Origin of the sequence: Cupriavidus pauculus, from assembly GCF_008693385.1 — a bacterium.
Lineage (GTDB): Bacteria > Pseudomonadota > Gammaproteobacteria > Burkholderiales > Burkholderiaceae > Cupriavidus > Cupriavidus pauculus_D.
Map to the genome: position 1 here is coordinate 2,647,894 of NZ_CP044065.1, position 16,983 is coordinate 2,664,876.

17 protein-coding genes, 1 tRNA gene and 1 pseudogene are annotated in these 16,983 nt (G+C 64.9%); 7 read left to right on the forward strand and 12 right to left on the reverse strand.

Translation table 11 applies throughout. The annotated features are described in order from the left end of the window. Window positions 1-180 precede the first annotated feature (180 nt). From FOB72_RS32535 to recA, 9 genes and pseudogenes are all read right to left on the reverse strand, one after another. Window positions 181-519: a pilin gene (locus FOB72_RS32535; protein ID WP_411859832.1), complete on the reverse strand. Its 339-nt coding sequence runs from the start codon at window positions 517-519 to the stop codon at window positions 181-183. An 11-nt stretch (window positions 520-530) separates the two neighbouring features. Continuing rightward, window positions 531-672: pseudogene (locus FOB72_RS32960) on the reverse strand (prepilin-type N-terminal cleavage/methylation domain-containing protein); the annotation flags it as partial. Window positions 673-964: 292 nt separating this feature from the next. Then, complete coding sequence (locus tag FOB72_RS12115; protein ID WP_150372742.1) at window positions 965-1,510, reverse strand: pilin; 546 nt, start codon at window positions 1,508-1,510, stop codon at window positions 965-967. Window positions 1,511-1,812: 302 nt separating this feature from the next. Beyond that, a complete protein-coding gene (locus tag FOB72_RS12120; RefSeq protein WP_150372743.1) occupies window positions 1,813-2,511 on the reverse strand; it encodes a TerC family protein in 699 nt (232 codons plus the stop codon). 319 nt (window positions 2,512-2,830) lie between these two features. After that, window positions 2,831-3,712 (reverse strand): succinate--CoA ligase subunit alpha, encoded by an 882-nt coding sequence (sucD, locus tag FOB72_RS12125; protein WP_150372744.1) that lies wholly within the window; start codon window positions 3,710-3,712, stop codon window positions 2,831-2,833. Between the two features lie 32 nt (window positions 3,713-3,744). Continuing rightward, window positions 3,745-4,911, reverse strand: a complete 1,167-nt coding sequence (sucC, locus tag FOB72_RS12130; RefSeq protein WP_150372745.1) for an ADP-forming succinate--CoA ligase subunit beta — start codon at window positions 4,909-4,911, stop codon at window positions 3,745-3,747. Window positions 4,912-5,001: 90 nt separating this feature from the next. Continuing rightward, the gene (locus tag FOB72_RS12135) at window positions 5,002-5,583 is read right to left on the reverse strand and encodes a DUF2889 domain-containing protein (RefSeq protein WP_150372746.1); all 582 of its coding nucleotides are present in this window, start codon (window positions 5,581-5,583) and stop codon (window positions 5,002-5,004) included. Window positions 5,584-5,934: 351 nt separating this feature from the next. Continuing rightward, window positions 5,935-6,414 carry a recombination regulator RecX gene (gene recX / locus FOB72_RS12140; protein ID WP_150372747.1) on the reverse strand — a complete coding sequence of 160 codons (480 nt, stop codon included), beginning with the start codon at window positions 6,412-6,414 and terminating at the stop codon, window positions 5,935-5,937. 56 nt (window positions 6,415-6,470) lie between these two features. Further along, on the reverse strand, window positions 6,471-7,541 hold the full coding sequence (gene recA / locus FOB72_RS12145; RefSeq protein WP_150372748.1) for a recombinase RecA: 1,071 nt from the start codon (window positions 7,539-7,541) through the stop codon (window positions 6,471-6,473). 204 nt (window positions 7,542-7,745) lie between these two features. On the opposite strand from recA, the gene FOB72_RS12150 reads away from it, so the two are divergent. The 5 genes from FOB72_RS12150 to FOB72_RS12170 all read left to right on the forward strand — a co-directional run bounded on the left by FOB72_RS12150 (window position 7,746) and on the right by FOB72_RS12170 (window position 12,512). Beyond that, a complete protein-coding gene (locus FOB72_RS12150; protein ID WP_150372749.1) occupies window positions 7,746-8,435 on the forward strand; it encodes a response regulator transcription factor in 690 nt (229 codons plus the stop codon). Between the two features lie 34 nt (window positions 8,436-8,469). Then, window positions 8,470-10,077 carry a sensor histidine kinase gene (locus FOB72_RS12155; protein ID WP_150372750.1) on the forward strand — a complete coding sequence of 536 codons (1,608 nt, stop codon included), beginning with the start codon at window positions 8,470-8,472 and terminating at the stop codon, window positions 10,075-10,077. Further along, window positions 10,074-10,412, forward strand: a complete 339-nt coding sequence (locus tag FOB72_RS12160) for a DUF4212 domain-containing protein (protein WP_223851317.1) — start codon at window positions 10,074-10,076, stop codon at window positions 10,410-10,412. The genes FOB72_RS12155 and FOB72_RS12160 overlap by 4 nt, the downstream gene beginning before the upstream one ends. 269 nt (window positions 10,413-10,681) lie before the next feature. Then, complete coding sequence (locus FOB72_RS12165; protein WP_150372751.1) at window positions 10,682-12,379, forward strand: MFS transporter; 1,698 nt, start codon at window positions 10,682-10,684, stop codon at window positions 12,377-12,379. 56 nt (window positions 12,380-12,435) lie between these two features. Continuing rightward, a tRNA-Met gene (locus FOB72_RS12170) sits at window positions 12,436-12,512 on the forward strand. A gap of 91 nt (window positions 12,513-12,603) precedes the next feature. Here FOB72_RS12170 and FOB72_RS12175 read toward each other — a convergent pair. Further along, complete coding sequence (locus tag FOB72_RS12175; RefSeq protein ID WP_191002145.1) at window positions 12,604-13,461, reverse strand: LysR family transcriptional regulator; 858 nt, start codon at window positions 13,459-13,461, stop codon at window positions 12,604-12,606. Window positions 13,462-13,619: 158 nt separating this feature from the next. Between FOB72_RS12175 and FOB72_RS12180 the strand changes: the two genes are divergently transcribed. Further along, complete coding sequence (locus FOB72_RS12180) at window positions 13,620-14,618, forward strand: zinc-binding alcohol dehydrogenase family protein (protein ID WP_150372753.1); 999 nt, start codon at window positions 13,620-13,622, stop codon at window positions 14,616-14,618. Window positions 14,619-14,630: 12 nt separating this feature from the next. Here the strand turns inward: FOB72_RS12180 and FOB72_RS12185 are convergent, their stop codons facing one another. Further along, window positions 14,631-15,677, reverse strand: a complete 1,047-nt coding sequence (locus FOB72_RS12185; protein ID WP_150372754.1) for an aldo/keto reductase — start codon at window positions 15,675-15,677, stop codon at window positions 14,631-14,633. A 71-nt stretch (window positions 15,678-15,748) separates the two neighbouring features. Continuing rightward, window positions 15,749-16,171 carry a MarR family winged helix-turn-helix transcriptional regulator gene (locus FOB72_RS12190; protein ID WP_150372755.1) on the reverse strand — a complete coding sequence of 141 codons (423 nt, stop codon included), beginning with the start codon at window positions 16,169-16,171 and terminating at the stop codon, window positions 15,749-15,751. 180 nt (window positions 16,172-16,351) lie between these two features. Here FOB72_RS12190 and FOB72_RS12195 point away from each other — a divergent pair, with 180 nt between their 5' ends. Next, the gene (locus FOB72_RS12195) at window positions 16,352-16,975 is read left to right on the forward strand and encodes a response regulator transcription factor (RefSeq protein ID WP_150372756.1); all 624 of its coding nucleotides are present in this window, start codon (window positions 16,352-16,354) and stop codon (window positions 16,973-16,975) included. The last annotated feature ends 8 nt before the right edge of the window (window positions 16,976-16,983 follow it).

Sequence of the window (16,983 nt, forward strand, 5' to 3'; positions counted from 1 at the left end):
GGGAAGGCGAAGGCAACGACGATCGCCGCTGCGGGGAGAGAGGCCCGGGATGGCGGCATGAGGCGGCCGGTGGAGGAAAAGGCACCATGATAGCGTGGCACCAAAAGAAATAGCGCCCGGAGGCGCTATTTGTCAGCTTGGGCGAGGGAAAGGCTCGCTGTGGGCTCGTGTAGCTAATTATCAGGGAGCTGCGCAACCCGGCGGCATGTACGACGCGTCCCAACCAGCACCTGCGCCAGTGATCGTGCAGGACCAAGTACCAGCATTGTTGCGATTCCAGCTGATACGGGTGTTCAGAATCTTGTTGGAAGCGTTACCGCCGAGTTGAGCGGTAATCGTGTCCACGGCAGCATTGAGGTTACCGGTCGGGTAGCCAGCACCAGTCACGAGGCTCGACTTCGTAGCACCCCAAGCGCACTCACCATCTGCCGGAGCAGCACCGTCTACGGGCGTGACCATCTTGTTTTCGGTAATGCACAGCTCAGCAGCCGTACGCAGCGCCGACAGTTCACCCACCACACGCGAAACCTGCGACTTCGCGATGTAGTTCTGGTACTGCGGAATCGCGATAGCGGCCAGGATACCGATGATCGCCACGACGATCATCAGTTCGATCAGCGTGAAGCCTTTCTGAGCTTGGCGGCCCAGTTTTTTAAGTTGTACCCGTTGCATAGGAATTGACCCCTCAAAGAGAATTTCGTTACAGGACGATACATCCTGTTTCATGTGATGCATTCCCTATAATGCAGGGAGCGTGCCAGCTCGAAACTCCCCGATTTCACGGGTCAAGGTGACAAACTTTGACAGACCAACGCGCGTATACCGCTGCCGTGAAACAGGATTTGTCACATGACGGTGACGAACCCCGGCAAATTTCCGGCACCCGCACCCTCCGAGGGGTCGATCGAACCCGGAGCGCCTCAATACATTTAAAGCGCTCCGTACATCACTTAACCATAATCGCTCAACGGACATCGCCAGACGCCGTCGTCGTGCATACACGCGGCAGATATTTCGCCGCGACCGACGAGCGGCATTCCCATTTCACCGAGCCCTTGTCCGCGTCGAGCATCGTCAGCGTCACGTCCTTCCCGGCCAGTCCCGAAGACACGCCCGAATCCTTGAACGCCGCGATGATCGTGCAGCCGCCTGACGCCCCGGCCGTGCCGCCGACCTTCACGCTCTTGACGTAGTTGCCCGTGATATCGGTGAACAGCGGAATGCCATCCGCCGCGGCCGTCGAGTTGTCGGGGCAACTGCCGCCCGACGAGTAGGACTCGGTCACGCCCACCTTCTGCCCCGACGCAAGGCTCATGCCCTCCGCGAACTGCGAGCGCGCGATGTAGTTCTGATACTGCGGAATCGCGATGCCCGCCAGAATGGCGATGATCGCGACCACGATCATCAGTTCTATCAGCGTAAAGCCTTGCTGGCGCGTTCGCGCTCCGCGCGCGCGCCGGTGGCGGATTGACTGCCGGATGGTCCCGTCGACATGAAGTGGATATTGCATGGTTGACCCTTTCAGAAATGTTGTTGGAAACACGTCTCACCAGGCACGGTGAAACGTGACACATCATCCCCATCGGATCGGTCCGACCCGTTTGACCCAGCGCAAGGGCCATGAAACGGTCACACTCTGTCGCACTCCGCTGCGTACCCGCATCAATCCACCATCAATCCGGATCCACAAAAGGAAAGAGGCGGTCCCAAGACCGCCCCTTTCGAGCTTTTGGCAATCATGCAATGCGACGAATCTGAATTCGCTTCAGACTCCCGTTGAAGCGCTCAAACCCGCCGCACCGACTGGCGTCGTCAGGCCGCCTGACGCTGGCCGCGTTTCTGCAGCAGCTTGCCCAGCAGCACCACAAAGGCCGCGCCCGCGATACCGAACACCAGATGGGCGTGCGGCACATTGGCTTCGAACCACAGGTGATCCACCGGATCGCTCACGAGCATTTCGCCGGCGAGGTAGCCCAGCAGCGCGGCGCCCAGCACGATGATGATCGGGAAGCGCTCCATCACCTTGAGCAGGATGGTGCTGCCAAACACGATCAGCGGAATCGACAGACCCAGGCCCAGCACCAGCAGCATCAGCTGGCTGCCTTCAGGACCCTTCTGCGCGGCGGCGGCCACGGCCACCACGTTGTCCAGCGACATCACGAGGTCGGCAATCAGAATCGTGCGGATGGCGGCCCAGATGTTCTCCTTGCCTTCGTGGCCTTCCTCGTCGTCGTCACCGGTCAGCAGTTGCACGCCGATGTAGACCAGCAGGATGGCGCCCACGATCTTCAGGTACGGCAAGGTCAGCAGCTTGACGGCTGCCACGGTCAGCACCACGCGCATGATGATGGCGGCGGCACTGCCCCAGAAAATGGCTTTCTTCTGCTGCGCGGGCGGCAGGTTGCGCGAAGCGAGCGCGATCACGACCGCGTTGTCGCCCGACAGGACGATATTGGTCAGGATGATCGAACCCAGCGCGATCCAAAACGCACTGCTGGACAACAATTCCACGGCAAAGCTCCTCGTATTCTCGGTAATGACTCATCGCCCGCTTTACGGCTGACTGCGGGCTTTCGGATGTCTGAAACTACAGACATGCAGGTTTATCGTACGAACCTTTCGATTCGGTTTCAAACCCGCGATGCACGCCTCCGGACATACCCTGAGATGCGGTGCACCAGAATGACATTGCCCCCGCGCGCGGGGGCAATGACGACAACAAATACCACGTCTGCGGCGATCGTGCTGGCATGCGCGGCAGCTCACACTCGAGCATGCCGCCCACGTCACGGCAACGGCATCACCGCATGACGCGCGATCCCGAAGGCAATTACAGGATCGACTTCAGCAGACGGCCCATTTCGGACGGGTTCTTGGTGACCTTGATACCGCAGGCTTCCATGATTTCCAGCTTGGCTTGCGCCGTGTCGGCACCGCCCGAGATCAGCGCGCCAGCGTGGCCCATGCGCTTGCCCGGAGGCGCCGTCACGCCGGCGATAAAGCCAACCACCGGCTTCGTCATGTTGTCCTTGATCCACTGCGCGGCGTTCGCCTCGTCCGGACCACCGATTTCACCGATCATCACCACGGCGTCCGTTTCCGGATCGTCGTTGAACATCTTCATCACGTCGATGTGCTTCAGACCGTTGATCGGATCGCCACCGATACCGACGGCCGACGACTGGCCCAGACCCAGCGCGGTCAGCTGGCCCACGGCTTCGTACGTCAGCGTGCCCGAGCGCGACACCACGCCGATGCGGCCCTTGCGGTGGATGTGACCGGGCATGATGCCGATCTTGATTTCGTCCGGCGTGATCAGGCCCGGGCAGTTCGGTCCCAGCAGCAGGGTCTTCTTGCCTTGCTTGCGCATCTTGTCCTTGACTTCCATCATGTCGCGGACGGGAATGCCTTCGGTGATGCAGACCACGAGGTCCAGATCGGCGTCAACGGCTTCCCAGATCGCGGCAGCGGCGCCTGCGGGCGGCACGTAGATGACGGACACGGTCGCGCCGGTCTGCGCCTTGGCATCCTTCACGCTCGCGTAGATAGGAATGCCTTCGAAGTCTTCGCCTGCCTTCTTCGGGTTCACGCCGGCCACGAATGCGTTCTTGCCGTTCGCGTAGTCGCGGCAGCCACGGGTGTGGAACTGACCGGTCTTGCCGGTGATGCCCTGGGTGATGACCTTGGTATCTTTATTGATCAGAATCGACATGCTGTAATCCTTTGCTAGTTGGGCGGACCGGCTTACTTGCCAGCGGCGGCGGCCACGACCTTCTGCGCGGCATCTTCCATCGCGTCGGCCGAGATGATGGGCAGACCCGAGTCGGCCAGCATCTTCTTGCCGATCTCTTCGTTGGTGCCCTTCATGCGGACCACCAGCGGCACGGACAGCGACACGGCCTTCGAGGCAGCGATCACGCCTTCGGCGATCACGTCGCAACGCATGATGCCGCCGAAGATGTTGACCAGGATGGCCTTCAGGTTCGGGTTCTTCAGCATCAGCTTGAACGCTTCGGTCACCTTCTCGGTGGTGGCACCGCCGCCCACGTCGAGGAAGTTGGCCGGCTCGCCGCCGAACAGCTTGATGGTGTCCATGGTGGCCATGGCCAGGCCGGCGCCGTTCACCAGGCAACCGATGTTGCCGTCCAGCGAGATGTACGCGAGGTCGAACTTCGAGGCCTCGATTTCGGCGGCGTCTTCTTCATCCAGATCGCGGTAGGCCACGATTTCCGGGTGACGGAACAGCGCGTTCGAGTCGAAGTTGAACTTGGCGTCCAGTGCGATCACCTTGCCGTCGCCGGTCAGGATCAGCGGGTTGATTTCGGCCAGCGAAGCGTCGGTTTCCCAGAACGCCTTGTACAGACCTTGCAGGGCCTGGCGGGCTTGCGGAATGCTCGCGTCGGGCACGCCGATCTTGCGGGCGATGTCGTCGGCGTCGGCATCCTTCAGGCCTTCGGCCGGATCGACGATCAGCGTGTGGATCTTCTCGGGGGTGTGGGCTGCCACTTCCTCGATGTCCATGCCGCCTTCGCTCGAGGCCATCAGCGCAACCTTCTGCGACACGCGGTCCACGACCAGGCTGACGTACAGTTCCTTCTTGATGTCCGCGCCTTCTTCGATCAGCAGGCGGTTGACCTTCTTGCCTTCCGGGCCGGTCTGGTGCGTGACCAGTTGCATGCCGAGGATGTTGCTGGCGTAGGTCTTGACGTCATCGATGCTCTTGGCCACCTTCACGCCACCGCCCTTGCCGCGGCCACCAGCGTGGATCTGCGCCTTGACGACCCACACCGGGCCGCCCAGCTGCTCAGCAGCCTTCAGGGCTTCGTCAACCGAGAACGCGGGAATGCCGCGCGGAACCGGCACGTTGTATTTGCGCAGGATTTCCTTGCCTTGATACTCATGGATATTCATGCGTGTTTCCTTTCGGGTAGGCGTAAAAGGGGGAAGAAGGAGAAATTCGTGGGAGACGAACAGCTCTCGCCTGTGGGCCGACCGTGACGGTCAGCCTGAGGTCCGGGGTTTCGGCTGGTAACCATACCAGCGCGGGTAAAACTGCCGAACCACCTCGCCTTCGAAATGCAGCGCGTGGCAGCCGTGAAGCTGGTAAGGCGGTTCGGGGTTGGAATCGTTCGCGCCGTCGTCGCGCGTCTTGAAGACGTCGCCGGCAAAGGCCTGGATGGCCGTGGTCGGCAGCACGCCGGCCAGTTCGGTCAGATGGGTACAGCCTTCCACGCTGCCGAGCAGCTCGCGCACGGACTTGCGGAAGCCGCGCATCAGGTTCAGGCCGATCAGCTTGCGGTAAGCGGGCCCGATCGTGTCGCAGTGGGTCGGGTACGGCACCCAGTCCGAGCAGGCCTCGGCGTCCACGATGTTCATGCGCAGGTCGATCGTCACGCGCAGCCACAGGTCGTGGAGCGGTTCGCCCTCGGGCCGCACACCGCCGCCCGCCAGCGGGATGTCCCGCGGCTTGGTGTCCGTGAGCCGCGCCTCGATATCCCACAGGCCATCCTCGCGCAGATACGCCTCGGCCGTGATGGCTCGACGGTGACGCAGGGCGCGGTTGACGGGCGGGGAGAGGGGCATGCTGCGAACGGATGCAGGGACCGGCAAGGATCGTGAATCGGGGCGTTACGGCGCTATGGGGTCAAGACGGCCATGGCGCTGGCGGCTTGAAGCCGCGCGGCCGCCGGGGGCCGAAAAAACCCAAGGAGTTTAACATGCCGCGACGCTCCCACCGGGAACATCCTGCCGAACGCATTGTCCGGTGCCGATTGTTGCACCTTCATCGCCGTGAAACCCAACTGTGACAACGGTTTGCGGGTCGGTGTGGTTTTTGGCGCTGCAGTGCGCCACGACAAAATTGCGGGCGAATACACCTGCTGTGCGCGCAGGTATACAACGGCGTCATGCGCGTTCCCGGCCGCACATCAGACGTCAGTCATCCGTGTCCGGATGGTCCTCGAAGCCCTCTTCCGCGCCGCGAATGACCTTGCCGATCGTGGCCCGCGAGAAGCCGCGCGCCATCATGAAGCGGATCTGCTTCGCACGCGCTTCGGCGGAATCCGGCGCTTCACCGAAGCGCTTGCGCCAGACCTCGCGCGCGCGGTCGAGTTCGGTCTCGCGCAGGCGCTCCTGCAGATCCTGGAGCTGGTCGCTGCCGAGCTTGTGGGTCTTGGCTTCCTGCAGCACGCGGGCCGTGCCATAACGGCTGGCGCGACGGTGCACGAGGCTATCGACAAAGCGGGTATTGGAAAGCCAGTTCTCGCGCTCGAGGGCGTCGAGCAGGGCATCGACTTCCTCGGGGGATTCGGCATGCGGGGCCAGCTTGCGCGCGAGTTCCACGCGGCTGTGCTCGCGCCGCGACAGATAGCCGATCGCGCGGGCCTTGAGGGAAAGCGGGGGGCGGGTAATCATGAAGCGCCCTCCCCCAGCATGGGAGAGGGCAATCGCGTGTCAGTCGTTGCGACCGATCAGTTGTCGGCGTCAGCCGTCGCGGCCGCCTTGGTGACGTTGGGGTTGGTCGGCACCACACCCAGCGCGGCGCGCACCTTGTTCTCGATTTCCTCGGCGATATCGGGATTCTCGCGCAGGTATTCGCGCGCGTTGTCCTTGCCCTGGCCGATCTTCTCGCCGTTGTAGCTGTACCACGCACCCGACTTCTCGACGATCTTTGCGTCCACGCCGAGGTCGATGATCTCGCCCTGACGCGAAATGCCCTGGCCGTAAAGGATATCGAAGAAGGCCTCGCGGAACGGCGGCGATACCTTGTTCTTCACGACCTTGACCTTGGTCTCGTTGCCGATCACGTCGTCGCCCTTCTTGATCGAGCCGATCCGGCGGATATCGAGACGCACCGATGCGTAGAACTTGAGCGCGTTACCGCCCGTGGTCGTTTCCGGCGAGCCGAACATCACGCCGATCTTCATACGGATCTGGTTGATGAAGATCACGAGGCAGTTCGTGCGCTTGATCGTGCCGGTCAGCTTGCGCAGCGCCTGGCTCATCAGGCGGGCCTGCAGGCCCGGCAGCGAATCGCCCATTTCGCCTTCGATTTCGGCCTTCGGCACCAGTGCCGCGACCGAGTCGATCACGATCATGTCGATCGAGCCCGAGCGCACCAGCGCGTCGGCGATTTCCAGCGCCTGCTCGCCCGTGTCCGGCTGCGAGATCAGCAGGTCGTTGATGTTCACGCCAAGCTTGCTGGCATAGCTGACGTCCAGCGCATGCTCCGCGTCGATAAACGCGCAGGTGCCGCCCGTCTTCTGCATTTCGGCCACGGCCTGCAGCGTCAGCGTGGTCTTGCCCGACGATTCCGGACCGTAGATTTCCACCACGCGGCCGCGCGGCAGGCCGCCAACGCCGAGGGCGATGTCCAGACCCAGCGAGCCGGTGGAGACGACCTGGATGTCCTGTTCGACATCGCCGTCGCCGAGCCGCATGATCGAGCCCTTGCCGAACTGCTTCTCGATCTGCGAAAGCGCGGCAGCAAGCGCCTTTTGCTTCTCCGCGCTCACGCCGGCGCCCGCCTTCTTGTCGTCCATGGTCGTCCTTCAGTCAATGGTGTATAAATAGGCCGAATGTGGCGCACGCCCCGATAGATATCGATATATAGATGGGATCGGCCCCGGTATTCGGCCCCTGCGCATCGCACCAATGGCACTGCGCGCGGAATGTCGGATACTGTATAAAAAAACAGTATGCTTGGCAAGCCCCACCGCATGCCGGCACGAGGGTGGAGACAAATCATGCGCATTCTGATCGCCGAAGATGACGATGTTCTGGCAGACGGCCTGACCCGGTCGCTGCGCCAGTCCGGCTATGCCGTCGACCACGTCAGCCATGGCGTGGAGGCCGATTCCGCGCTGTCCACCCAGCATTTCGACCTGCTGATCCTCGATCTGGGCCTGCCCCGGATGTCGGGGCTCGAGGTGCTCAAGCGCCTGCGCGCGCGCGGGGCCATGCTGCCGGTGCTGATCCTGACCGCGGCGGACAGCGTCGATGAACGCGTCAAGGGCCTCGATCTCGGCGCCGACGACTATATGGCCAAGCCGTTCGCGCTCTCGGAACTGGAGGCGCGCGTGCGTGCGCTCGTGCGCCGCGGCGCGGGCGGCGGCGCCACCCTCATGCGGCACGGTCCGCTCGCATTCGACCAGGTGGGCCGCATCGCCTATCTCAACGAGCAGTTGCTCGACCTGTCCGCGCGCGAGATCGGCCTGCTGGAGATCCTGCTCACGCGCAGCGGGCGGCTGGTATCGAAGGAGCAGCTCGTCGACCATCTGTGCGAATGGGGCGAAGAGGTGAGCAACAACGCGATCGAGGTCTACGTGCACCGGCTGCGCAAGAAGATCGAGGTGGGCGGCATCCGCATCGCCACGGTCCGCGGCCTCGGCTACTGCCTCGAGAAATTCCAGCCCGCGATGGCCGCGCACGGCTGAGCGCGCGGCACCCATCCTCCGGAGATCCGTCGCGATGAGTCTGTTGTGGTTGCCATTGCGACGCGCGTCCCGACCTGCCGCCGAGACCGCTGCGGAGACTGCTGCCGAGGCTGTCGATACGGCCGTCACCGACGAAGCGCTCGCCGACGCCCTGCCCCATCTCGAAGAGAGCACCGCCCACCCTGCCCCGCGCTCGCTGTTCGGCGAGATCCTCGACTGGATGCTCGCGCCGCTGCTGTTGCTCTGGCCGATGAGCATCGCGGTGACGTACCTCGTCGCCAAGTCGATCGCCAACGGGCCCTTCGATCGCTCGCTCGAGGCAAGCGCCATCGTGTTGTCGCAGCAGGTACGCGAGGTCAATGGCCGCGTCACGCTGCAATTGCCGCTCTCCGCGCGCGAGATCCTGCGCGCCGACGAGACCGACAACATCTACTACCAGGTGGTCGGCAAGCGCGGCGAGTACGTGGCCGGCGACCACGACCTGCCGCTGCCGCCCGAGGACGACCAGGCCCATGCGGGACTCGTCTCGCTGCGCGACGACCACGTCGGCGGCAACGACGTGCGCGTGGCCTATACCTACGTCGACCTCAAGAATGCGAGCGGCACGCAGCCCGTGCTCGTGCAGGTGGCGGAGACGCTGGACAAGCGCGCGCGGCTCGCCAACGAAATCATCAAGGGCGTGATCCTGCCCCAGTTCGTGATCCTGCCGCTCGCGGTGGTGCTCGTGTGGTTCGGCCTCACGCGCGGCCTTGCGCCGCTTACCGCCATCCAGCAGCGCATTCGCGCGCGCAACCCCGGCGACACGAGTCCGATCGACGAGAGCGCGGCGCCGCAGGAGATCACCCCGCTCGTCGCGTCGTTCAACGATCTGCTCGCGCGGCTCGACCAGTCGGTGCAGACGCAGAAGCGCTTTATCGCCGATGCCGCGCATCAGATGAAGACACCGCTCGCCGGACTTCGCATGCAGGCCGAACTCGCGCAGCGCGAGCAGTCGCCCGAGGAACTGCGCCGCTCGCTCGCGCAGATCGCCGGCAGCTCGGAACGCACCGCGCATCTGGTCACGCAGCTGCTGTCGCTCGCGCGCATGGAGAACCTCGCGGGCGTCGGCGGCATGGCGCCGCTCGACCTCGCCTCCCTCGCGCGCGACGTGGTCAAGGACTGGCTGCCGCAGGCATGGGCCCGGCGCATCGACCTCGGGCTCGAGGCCGACGATCACCCCGTGATGATCGTCGGCAACCGCCTCATGCTGACGGAGATGCTCAACAACCTGCTCGACAACGCCATCCGCTATACGCCGGCCGAAGGGCATGCCACGGTGCGCGTGAGCGCCGATGCGTTCGAACCGTTCGTCTATCTCGACGTGGAGGACACGGGCCCCGGCATTCCACCGGGCGAAAGGGAACGCGTGATGGAGCGCTTCTACCGCGTGCTGGGCACGAACACCGAAGGCAGCGGGCTGGGCCTGGCGATCGTGCGCGAGATCGTCCAGCAACACGGCGGCGAGGTGTCGATCGGCGACCATGTCTGGCAGGCCGAACCGCGCCGCGCGGGCGCGCGCTTCCGCATCACGCTGCGCCGCCCCGCCGACCACGACGCGGGCGCCGGCTTCGGGGGCCTGCCCGGCGGAGGCGGCATCGCATGAAACGCGCGTTTCCGCCCGCCACCGCGGCCGAACGCCGCGCGTGGCGCCGCAACCTGCGCTGGATCGCAAGCCTGCTCGCCATCTGGTTCGTGGTCACGTTCGTCGTTGCCTGGTATGCGCGCGAGCTGCGCTTCGCCTTCTTCGGCTGGCCGTTCTCGTTTTGGGTGGGCGCGCAGGGCGCGCTGATCGTTTACGTACTGATGGCCGCGCTGTACGCCTGGCGCATGAACCGCGCGGACCGGACCGCCGAGCCCGGCGATGCCCGCGGCACCGATCCGCACCCCGTCGAGCCCGAAGCGGGCGGGCAGGGCAAATCCGCCCGGGATGCTGCATAGCACGATGTGGCACGCGTCATACCACGCGCGGCAGGCAGCCCCGACGCCACCTCCAGCACCCTCTGAAACGCCGCACCGCAGCGCGCCGGCCGCGCGCCGCAATGTGGCGAATCGCTAGCGTATACCCCGACCATTCCGGTCGATTCCTGTCAGAACTCAGTAAGTTTCGCCTCCCACAATCGATTTCAACTTCGGTGCGGGAGTCCGCACGCGCGCGCATTGCGCCGGGCGGAGGGGACCGGAGATCCCAACGTAGAGGAGACAACAACATGGCAAACGGGCAGAACGTAGCGATGCCGGGGGGCAGCGCAAGCAGCGCGCCGATGACGCGCGAGGAGAAAAAGGTCATTCTGGCCTCCTCGCTCGGCACGGTGTTCGAGTGGTATGACTTCTATCTGTACGGTTCGCTGGCCGCCGTCATCGCGAAGCAGTTCTTCGCGGGCCTCGATCCGACTTCCGCCTTCATCTTCGCGCTCCTCGCGTTTGCGGCCGGCTTTATCGTACGGCCGTTTGGCGCCCTGGTATTCGGCCGCCTCGGCGACATGATCGGCCGCAAGTACACATTCCTGGTCACCATCCTGATCATGGGCGTGTCCACGTTCATCGTGGGCCTGCTGCCCAGCTACGCGACCATCGGCTGGGCCGCGCCGATCATCCTGATCCTGCTCCGCATGCTGCAGGGCCTCGCGCTCGGCGGCGAGTACGGCGGTGCCGCCACGTACGTGGCCGAGCATGCGCCGCACGGCAAGCGCGGCGCGTACACGGCATGGATCCAGACCACGGCGACGCTGGGCCTGTTCCTGTCGCTGATCGTGATTCTGCTGTGCCGCGAGATCACGGGCCCGAACTTCGAAGTCTGGGGCTGGCGTATCCCGTTCCTGCTCTCGATCCTGCTGCTGGCCATGTCGGTGTACATCCGCCTGTCGATGAGCGAGTCGCCGGCGTTCCAGCGCATGAAGGCCGAGGGCAAGACCTCCAAGGCACCGCTGACCGAATCGTTCGGCCAGTGGCGCAACCTGAAGATCGTGATCCTGGCACTGATCGGCCTGACCGCCGGCCAGGCCGTGGTCTGGTACTCGGGCCAGTTCTACTCGCTGTTCTTCCTGACGCAGGTGCTGAAGGTCGATGCGAAGACCGCCAACCTGCTGATCGCGGGCGCGCTCGTCATCGGCACGCCGTTCTTCATCTTCTTCGGCTCGCTGTCGGACAAGATCGGCCGCAAGTGGATCATCATGACGGGCTGCGCGCTGGCCGTGCTGACGTACTTCCCGATCTTCAAGGGCCTGACGCACTACGCCAACCCGGCACTCGAGCGCGCGCAGCAGACCGCGCAGATCGTCGTGTCGGCCGACCCGAAGACCTGCTCGTTCCAGGGCAGCCCGATCGCCCGCGAGATCGACTTCCGCAGCTCGTGCGATATCGTCAAGCGTACGCTGGCGCAAGCCTCGGCCAGCTATGACGTGGTGCAGGCCCCGGCCGGCACGGTTGCGACGGTGAAGATCGGCGACAAGGAGATCAAGGCGTTCGACGCCAGCGTCGTGGGTGGCCACAGCTTCGACGACGCCAGCAAGAAGCAGATCGCCGCGTTCAAGAAGGAAGTCGCCGACTCGATGGCCGCCGCCGGTTACCCGACCAAGGCCGATCCCGCGCAGATGAACACGATCATGGTGCTCGTGCTGCTGGTGATCCTGGTGATCTACGTGACGATGGTGTACGGCCCGATCGCGGCGATGCTGGTGGAAATGTTCCCGACCCGCATCCGCTACACGTCGATGTCGCTGCCCTACCATATCGGCAACGGCTGGTTCGGCGGCCTGCTGCCGACGATCTCGTTCGCGCTGGTGGCCCAGAACGGCAACATCTACTACGGCCTCTGGTACCCGATCATCATCGCCGCGATGACGTTCGTGATCGGCGCGCTGTTCATCCGGGAGACCAAGGACGTCGATATCTACGCCCACGACTGATTTGAGAAAAGGGTGTTGACAGTCCCAAAACCGTAGGTATAATTGCGGTCTTCGTCGGCGAATTAGCTCAGTCGGTTAGAGCGACGGAATCATAATCCGCAGGTCCGGGGTTCGAGTCCCTGATTCGCCACCAGTATTTGAGAAGGGGTTAGCGCAAGCTAACCCCTTTTTCATTTTCCGCATCAGTTTCTCTGCGCACGTTGCTGGGCCCTGGGCCGGGTTTCCTAACCCGGAAACTCTCGCGCGAACACGTCCGCGATAAAGTCCATCACCGCGCGGATCGCGGTCTGCCGTCGCATATCGGCGTGCACGACCAGATAGAAGTCGCGCGCAAGCGTTCGCGCTTCGCCCGGCACGGCGGCCACGCCGTCTCCCGCATCGACGCCCGCCGTCATCCCCGCCAGATAGCGCGGTAACGCCGCGACGCCCATGCCGCCCCTTGCCGCCGCGAGCTGGCTCATCAGGTCGTTGCTGCGAAACCCGATGCGCCGGCCCGCGGCCATCTCGTAGATCCATTTCTGCTCGGGCAAATGGTCGAACGACAGGTCGTAGGCGATGAACTGCCACTGATCCGCCGGCAGCGCCGCATAACCGGGCGCCGCATACAGGCCGTAGGAGATCTGGCCGATGCGGCGGGCCACATAGTCGAGCTCCGTCGGCCGGCCGATGCGGATGGCGATATCGGCTTCCTGCCGGTGCAGCGAAGCCAGCGCCTGCGTGCCGTGCAGCGTGAGGTCGATCTCGGGGTGCCGTGCGCCGAATACCGCGAGGCGCGGTGCGAGGAAGATGCTTGCGAATGCGGGCGGCGCGCTGACGGTGACGCGCGCGGAACGTCCCTGCCGGCGCGCGAGCACCGCGCGCTCGAGCGCATGGGCCTGCGTCTGCATGCCCTCGGCCGCCCCCGCGATGTCGCGGCCGGCCTCGGTCAGATGCCAGCGGCGCGCGGACCGGTTGACGAGCACGATGCCGATTGCCTGCTCCAGCGCCGCCACGCGCCGGGCCACGGTGGCGTGCTCCACCTCCATGCGGCGCGCCGCGCCCGACAACGTGCCCGCTTCCGCCAGCGCAATGAAGTGCCGCATGTCATTCCAGTCGAACATTGGTGCGAAATCTCACAAGCGATGTGAAGTCCGGCGCAGTTCCCGGCCCGGACCCACGGTGCTATTTTTCATGATGATTGACATCTTAACGCGCGGCATCCGATCTCGCAGGCGGGTGCATGCGAACCTCCTCTTCTGTCATGAAAGCTATCCAGTACCGCACTTTTGGCGGGCCCGACGTCCTCGAGTATGTCGAGCTGCCCGACCCCACGCCCGGTCCCGATGAAGTGCTGATCGACACGACCGCGATCGGCGTGAACTTCCCCGATATCCGCGAACGCCTCGGCGTCTACAACCGCGCGGATACGCGCGTGGGCGGCGTCACGCTGCCGCAGGTCGGCGGTCTGCAGGTAGTCGGTCATGTCGTGCGCAGCGGCAGCGCCGCGCATGCTTACCTCGTGGGCCGCAAGGTCATGGCGCTGATGGCCAAGGGCGCCTATGCGCAGCGTGCCGTCGCGCGCGCCGACATGCTCGTCGAACTCGCGGACGATGCGGACGACGTGGCGATGGCGAGCGTGCCGTGCCAGGGTGTCACCGCGTATCTCGCCCTGCGTGTCTGCACGACGCTGCGGCGCGGCGAGAGCGTGCTCGTCCATGGCGCCGCGGGCGGCGTGGGGAGCCTCGCGGTGCAGATCGCGCGCATGCTCGGCGCCGGCATGATCATCGGCACCGCGAGCAGCGAGGACAAGCGCGCGTTCGCGCGCAGCCTCGGCGCGGACCATGCCATCGGCTACGACTACCCGCGCTGGCCGGAGACGGTGCTCCACTACACCGAGGGCAAGGGTGTCGATGTCATTCTGGAGACGATCGGCGGCGAAGTCTTCGATCAGAACTTCAACTGCCTCGGCATGCTCGGGCGATGCATCGTCATCGGGTCCACGCAGGGCCCCGGCGCACCGCTCGCGCCGCGACGGCTGATGGCCCGGGCCCAGACGCTCACCGGGGTGTATCTGCCCACGTTTTTCCAGCGGCCGGACCTGATCCAGCGCGGACTGCATTTCCTGCGCGACGGCGTCGCGCAGGGCATGATCCGGCCGACCGTCGCCGCCACGCTGCCGCTCTCGCGCGCGGCCGAGGCCCACGCGATGCTCGAGCGGCGCGAGGCGCGCGGCGTGATCGTGCTGGACCCTCGCGGCTGACTGGCGGCTGAATTACGCCACCGCGATACGCGGCGGCACCACGCGATCGAACTGCCCGCCCGCCGCGCTCTGGCGCAGCGCGGGCGCGTCGATCATCGAGCGCGGGAAGATCGCCGGGGCCTGACTCACCGCGTCCAGCCGGGCCACCTGCTCCGGCGACAGCGCGAGGTCGGCCGCGCCGAGGTACGCATCGAGGTGCGCGAGCGAGCGCGGACCGATGATCGGCAACGCGCCCTTCCGGAGCACCCATGCCACGGCCACCTGCGCGGGCGCGACATCGAGCTCGCCGGCGATGGCCAGCGTGGTATCCACGATCGCGGTACGCTGCGCCGAATTCTCCTGCTGGAACACGGCACCGCCGAGCGCCTCGAGGCGGCCCTGCTCGCCGCGTCGATACTTGCCAGTCAGCACGCCGCCACCGAGCGGCGACCACGCGACCATGCCGAGCCCGAGCGCTTCTCCCGCCGGCATCAGTTCATGCTCGCTGGTTCGCTCGACCAGGCTGTGCTCGAACTGCAGCCCGGCCAGCGGCGCCCACCCGCGCAATTCCGCGAGCGTCGCGGCGCGCGCCACACGCCATGCCGGGAAATCGGAAAGACCGATGTACAGCACCTTGCCGCTGCGGACGAGGTCGTCGAGGCCGCGCATGATCTCGTCGGTCGGCGTCACGCCATCGGCATAATGCACCCAGTACAGATCGATACGATCGGTCTTCAGACGGCGGAGGCTCGCCTCGACGGACATCCGCATCGCAAGCCGGCTATTGCCGGTGGCGAGCACACCGGCCTCGGGACGCGCGGCCTGTGTGTACTTGGTGGCGATCACGAAGTCGTCGCGCCGCCCCTGCAGCAGCGTACCCAGAAACTCTTCCGACTGGCCGAACTGATAGACGTCCGCGCTATCGATGAAGTTGCCTCCCGCCGCCGCATAACGGTCCAGCATCGCCCGCGATGCATCGAGGTCCGCGCCATGCCCCCAGCCGAGGCCGAAGTTGGCCGCGCCGAGCACGAGCTCGGACACACGCAGCCCCGTGTGTTCACCAAACAGTCGATATCGCATGATCGTTCCTTTTATATGTGCAATTACACATGTAGTGACCAGAAAATGGCCGCGTGCGGCGGCCACCGTTTTCAACCGAACACCGCTCCCAACAAGTCGCTGCGCAATGCCACGGCTTCCTTGCGTCCCATTTTGGTCTCGAACTCCGCCTGCGCCGCGCGCCAGTACGGCTCGGCTTCGGCCAGCCTGGCCATGCCCGCCGCGGACACGGTGAACGACAACGCGGCGCGCGCGCCCTCCGTGCTGGCCGTCAGCAGTCCCGCGTCCCGCAGCGGCTTGAGCGCGCGCATAAGCGTGGTGCGCTCCATGACCATCCGCTCGGCGAGATCGCCCACCACGATGCCCGGCTGCGCCTGCACGAGCGCAAGGATCGAGAACTGGGAGATGGACAGCCCCACGGCGGAAAGATGACCGTCGTAGATACGCGAGGTGAACCGGGCCGCGCGGCGCGCGGCCAGGCAATGGCAGAGATCGGGTCCGGTAATGCGGTTCATGGTCGAAAGTTTGGTGTGCAATTGCACAGAAGTCAAGCGGCAGGATGCGCAATACGGCGTTGCGGAAATATCAGCCTGATCTCTCGGACGCTTCCGCATGCAATTCCAGACGCTTCGGCGAGGCAATTCGCGCGCCGAAGCCTATGCTCACCGGACCACCTGCACATGAGGAGCATATCGATGCCCGTAGCCTTGATCGTTGATGACCATCCCGCCGTCCGTGTTGCCGTCGCCGCGCAATTGTCGCAGCAGCTCGGGTACCAGACCCACGAAGCCGCGACCGCCGCCGACGCCATGCAGCTGATCGGCGAGGTGACGCCAGACCTCGTGATCGTCGATCTCGACCTGCCCTCGGTGCCGGGCGAAGTGGTCATCGAGGCCGTCGAGGAACGCCACCCTTCGGCCCGCCTCGTCGTCCTGTCGGCGGTATCGAGCGCGTCACTGCGCGCGCTTCAGGCGGGCGCGCACGGCCAGGTGGCCAAGGACTCGGGCCTCGATGAACTCGGAAAGATCGTGGACGCCGTCATGGCCGGCTACGTCGTGTTCCCCGCGGCACTGCTGGAGTCGCTGCATCGAATGGCCGGCGGCCAGAACGATCCGATGGCCGAACTCAGCCGCCGGGAAGTGACCGTCCTCCGTTTTCTCGCGGGGGGCCAGTCCAACAAGGCGATTGCCGAAACCCTGCATATCAGCAACAAGACGGTGAGCTCGCACAAGACCAGCATTATGACCAAGCTCGGCCTGAAATCGATGATCGACCTTGCCGAGTTCGCGCGCAAACACCGGCTGATCGGCACGGACTGACATGCCGA

Excerpts from the sequence above, each read along its gene's own strand:
- FOB72_RS12150 (WP_150372749.1), top strand. The coding sequence starts at position 7,746 with ATGCGCATTCTGATCGCCGAAGATGACGATGTTCTGGCAGACGGCCTG.
- FOB72_RS12160 (WP_223851317.1), top strand. The coding sequence starts at position 10,074 with ATGAAACGCGCGTTTCCGCCCGCCACCGCGGCCGAACGCCGCGCGTGG.
- FOB72_RS12175 (WP_191002145.1), bottom strand. The coding sequence starts at position 13,461 with ATGCGGCACTTCATTGCGCTGGCGGAAGCGGGCACGTTGTCGGGCGCG.
- FOB72_RS12180 (WP_150372753.1), top strand. The coding sequence starts at position 13,620 with ATGAAAGCTATCCAGTACCGCACTTTTGGCGGGCCCGACGTCCTCGAG.
- FOB72_RS12155 (WP_150372750.1), top strand. The coding sequence starts at position 8,470 with ATGAGTCTGTTGTGGTTGCCATTGCGACGCGCGTCCCGACCTGCCGCC.
- recA (WP_150372748.1), bottom strand. The coding sequence starts at position 7,541 with ATGGACGACAAGAAGGCGGGCGCCGGCGTGAGCGCGGAGAAGCAAAAG.
- FOB72_RS12190 (WP_150372755.1), bottom strand. The coding sequence starts at position 16,171 with ATGAACCGCATTACCGGACCCGATCTCTGCCATTGCCTGGCCGCGCGC.
- sucC (WP_150372745.1), bottom strand. The coding sequence starts at position 4,911 with ATGAATATCCATGAGTATCAAGGCAAGGAAATCCTGCGCAAATACAAC.
- sucD (WP_150372744.1), bottom strand. The coding sequence starts at position 3,712 with ATGTCGATTCTGATCAATAAAGATACCAAGGTCATCACCCAGGGCATC.
- FOB72_RS12135 (WP_150372746.1), bottom strand. The coding sequence starts at position 5,583 with ATGCCCCTCTCCCCGCCCGTCAACCGCGCCCTGCGTCACCGTCGAGCC.
- recX (WP_150372747.1), bottom strand. The coding sequence starts at position 6,414 with ATGATTACCCGCCCCCCGCTTTCCCTCAAGGCCCGCGCGATCGGCTAT.
- FOB72_RS12165 (WP_150372751.1), top strand. The coding sequence starts at position 10,682 with ATGGCAAACGGGCAGAACGTAGCGATGCCGGGGGGCAGCGCAAGCAGC.
- FOB72_RS12185 (WP_150372754.1), bottom strand. The coding sequence starts at position 15,677 with ATGCGATATCGACTGTTTGGTGAACACACGGGGCTGCGTGTGTCCGAG.
- FOB72_RS12195 (WP_150372756.1), top strand. The coding sequence starts at position 16,352 with ATGCCCGTAGCCTTGATCGTTGATGACCATCCCGCCGTCCGTGTTGCC.
- FOB72_RS12115 (WP_150372742.1), bottom strand. The coding sequence starts at position 1,510 with ATGCAATATCCACTTCATGTCGACGGGACCATCCGGCAGTCAATCCGC.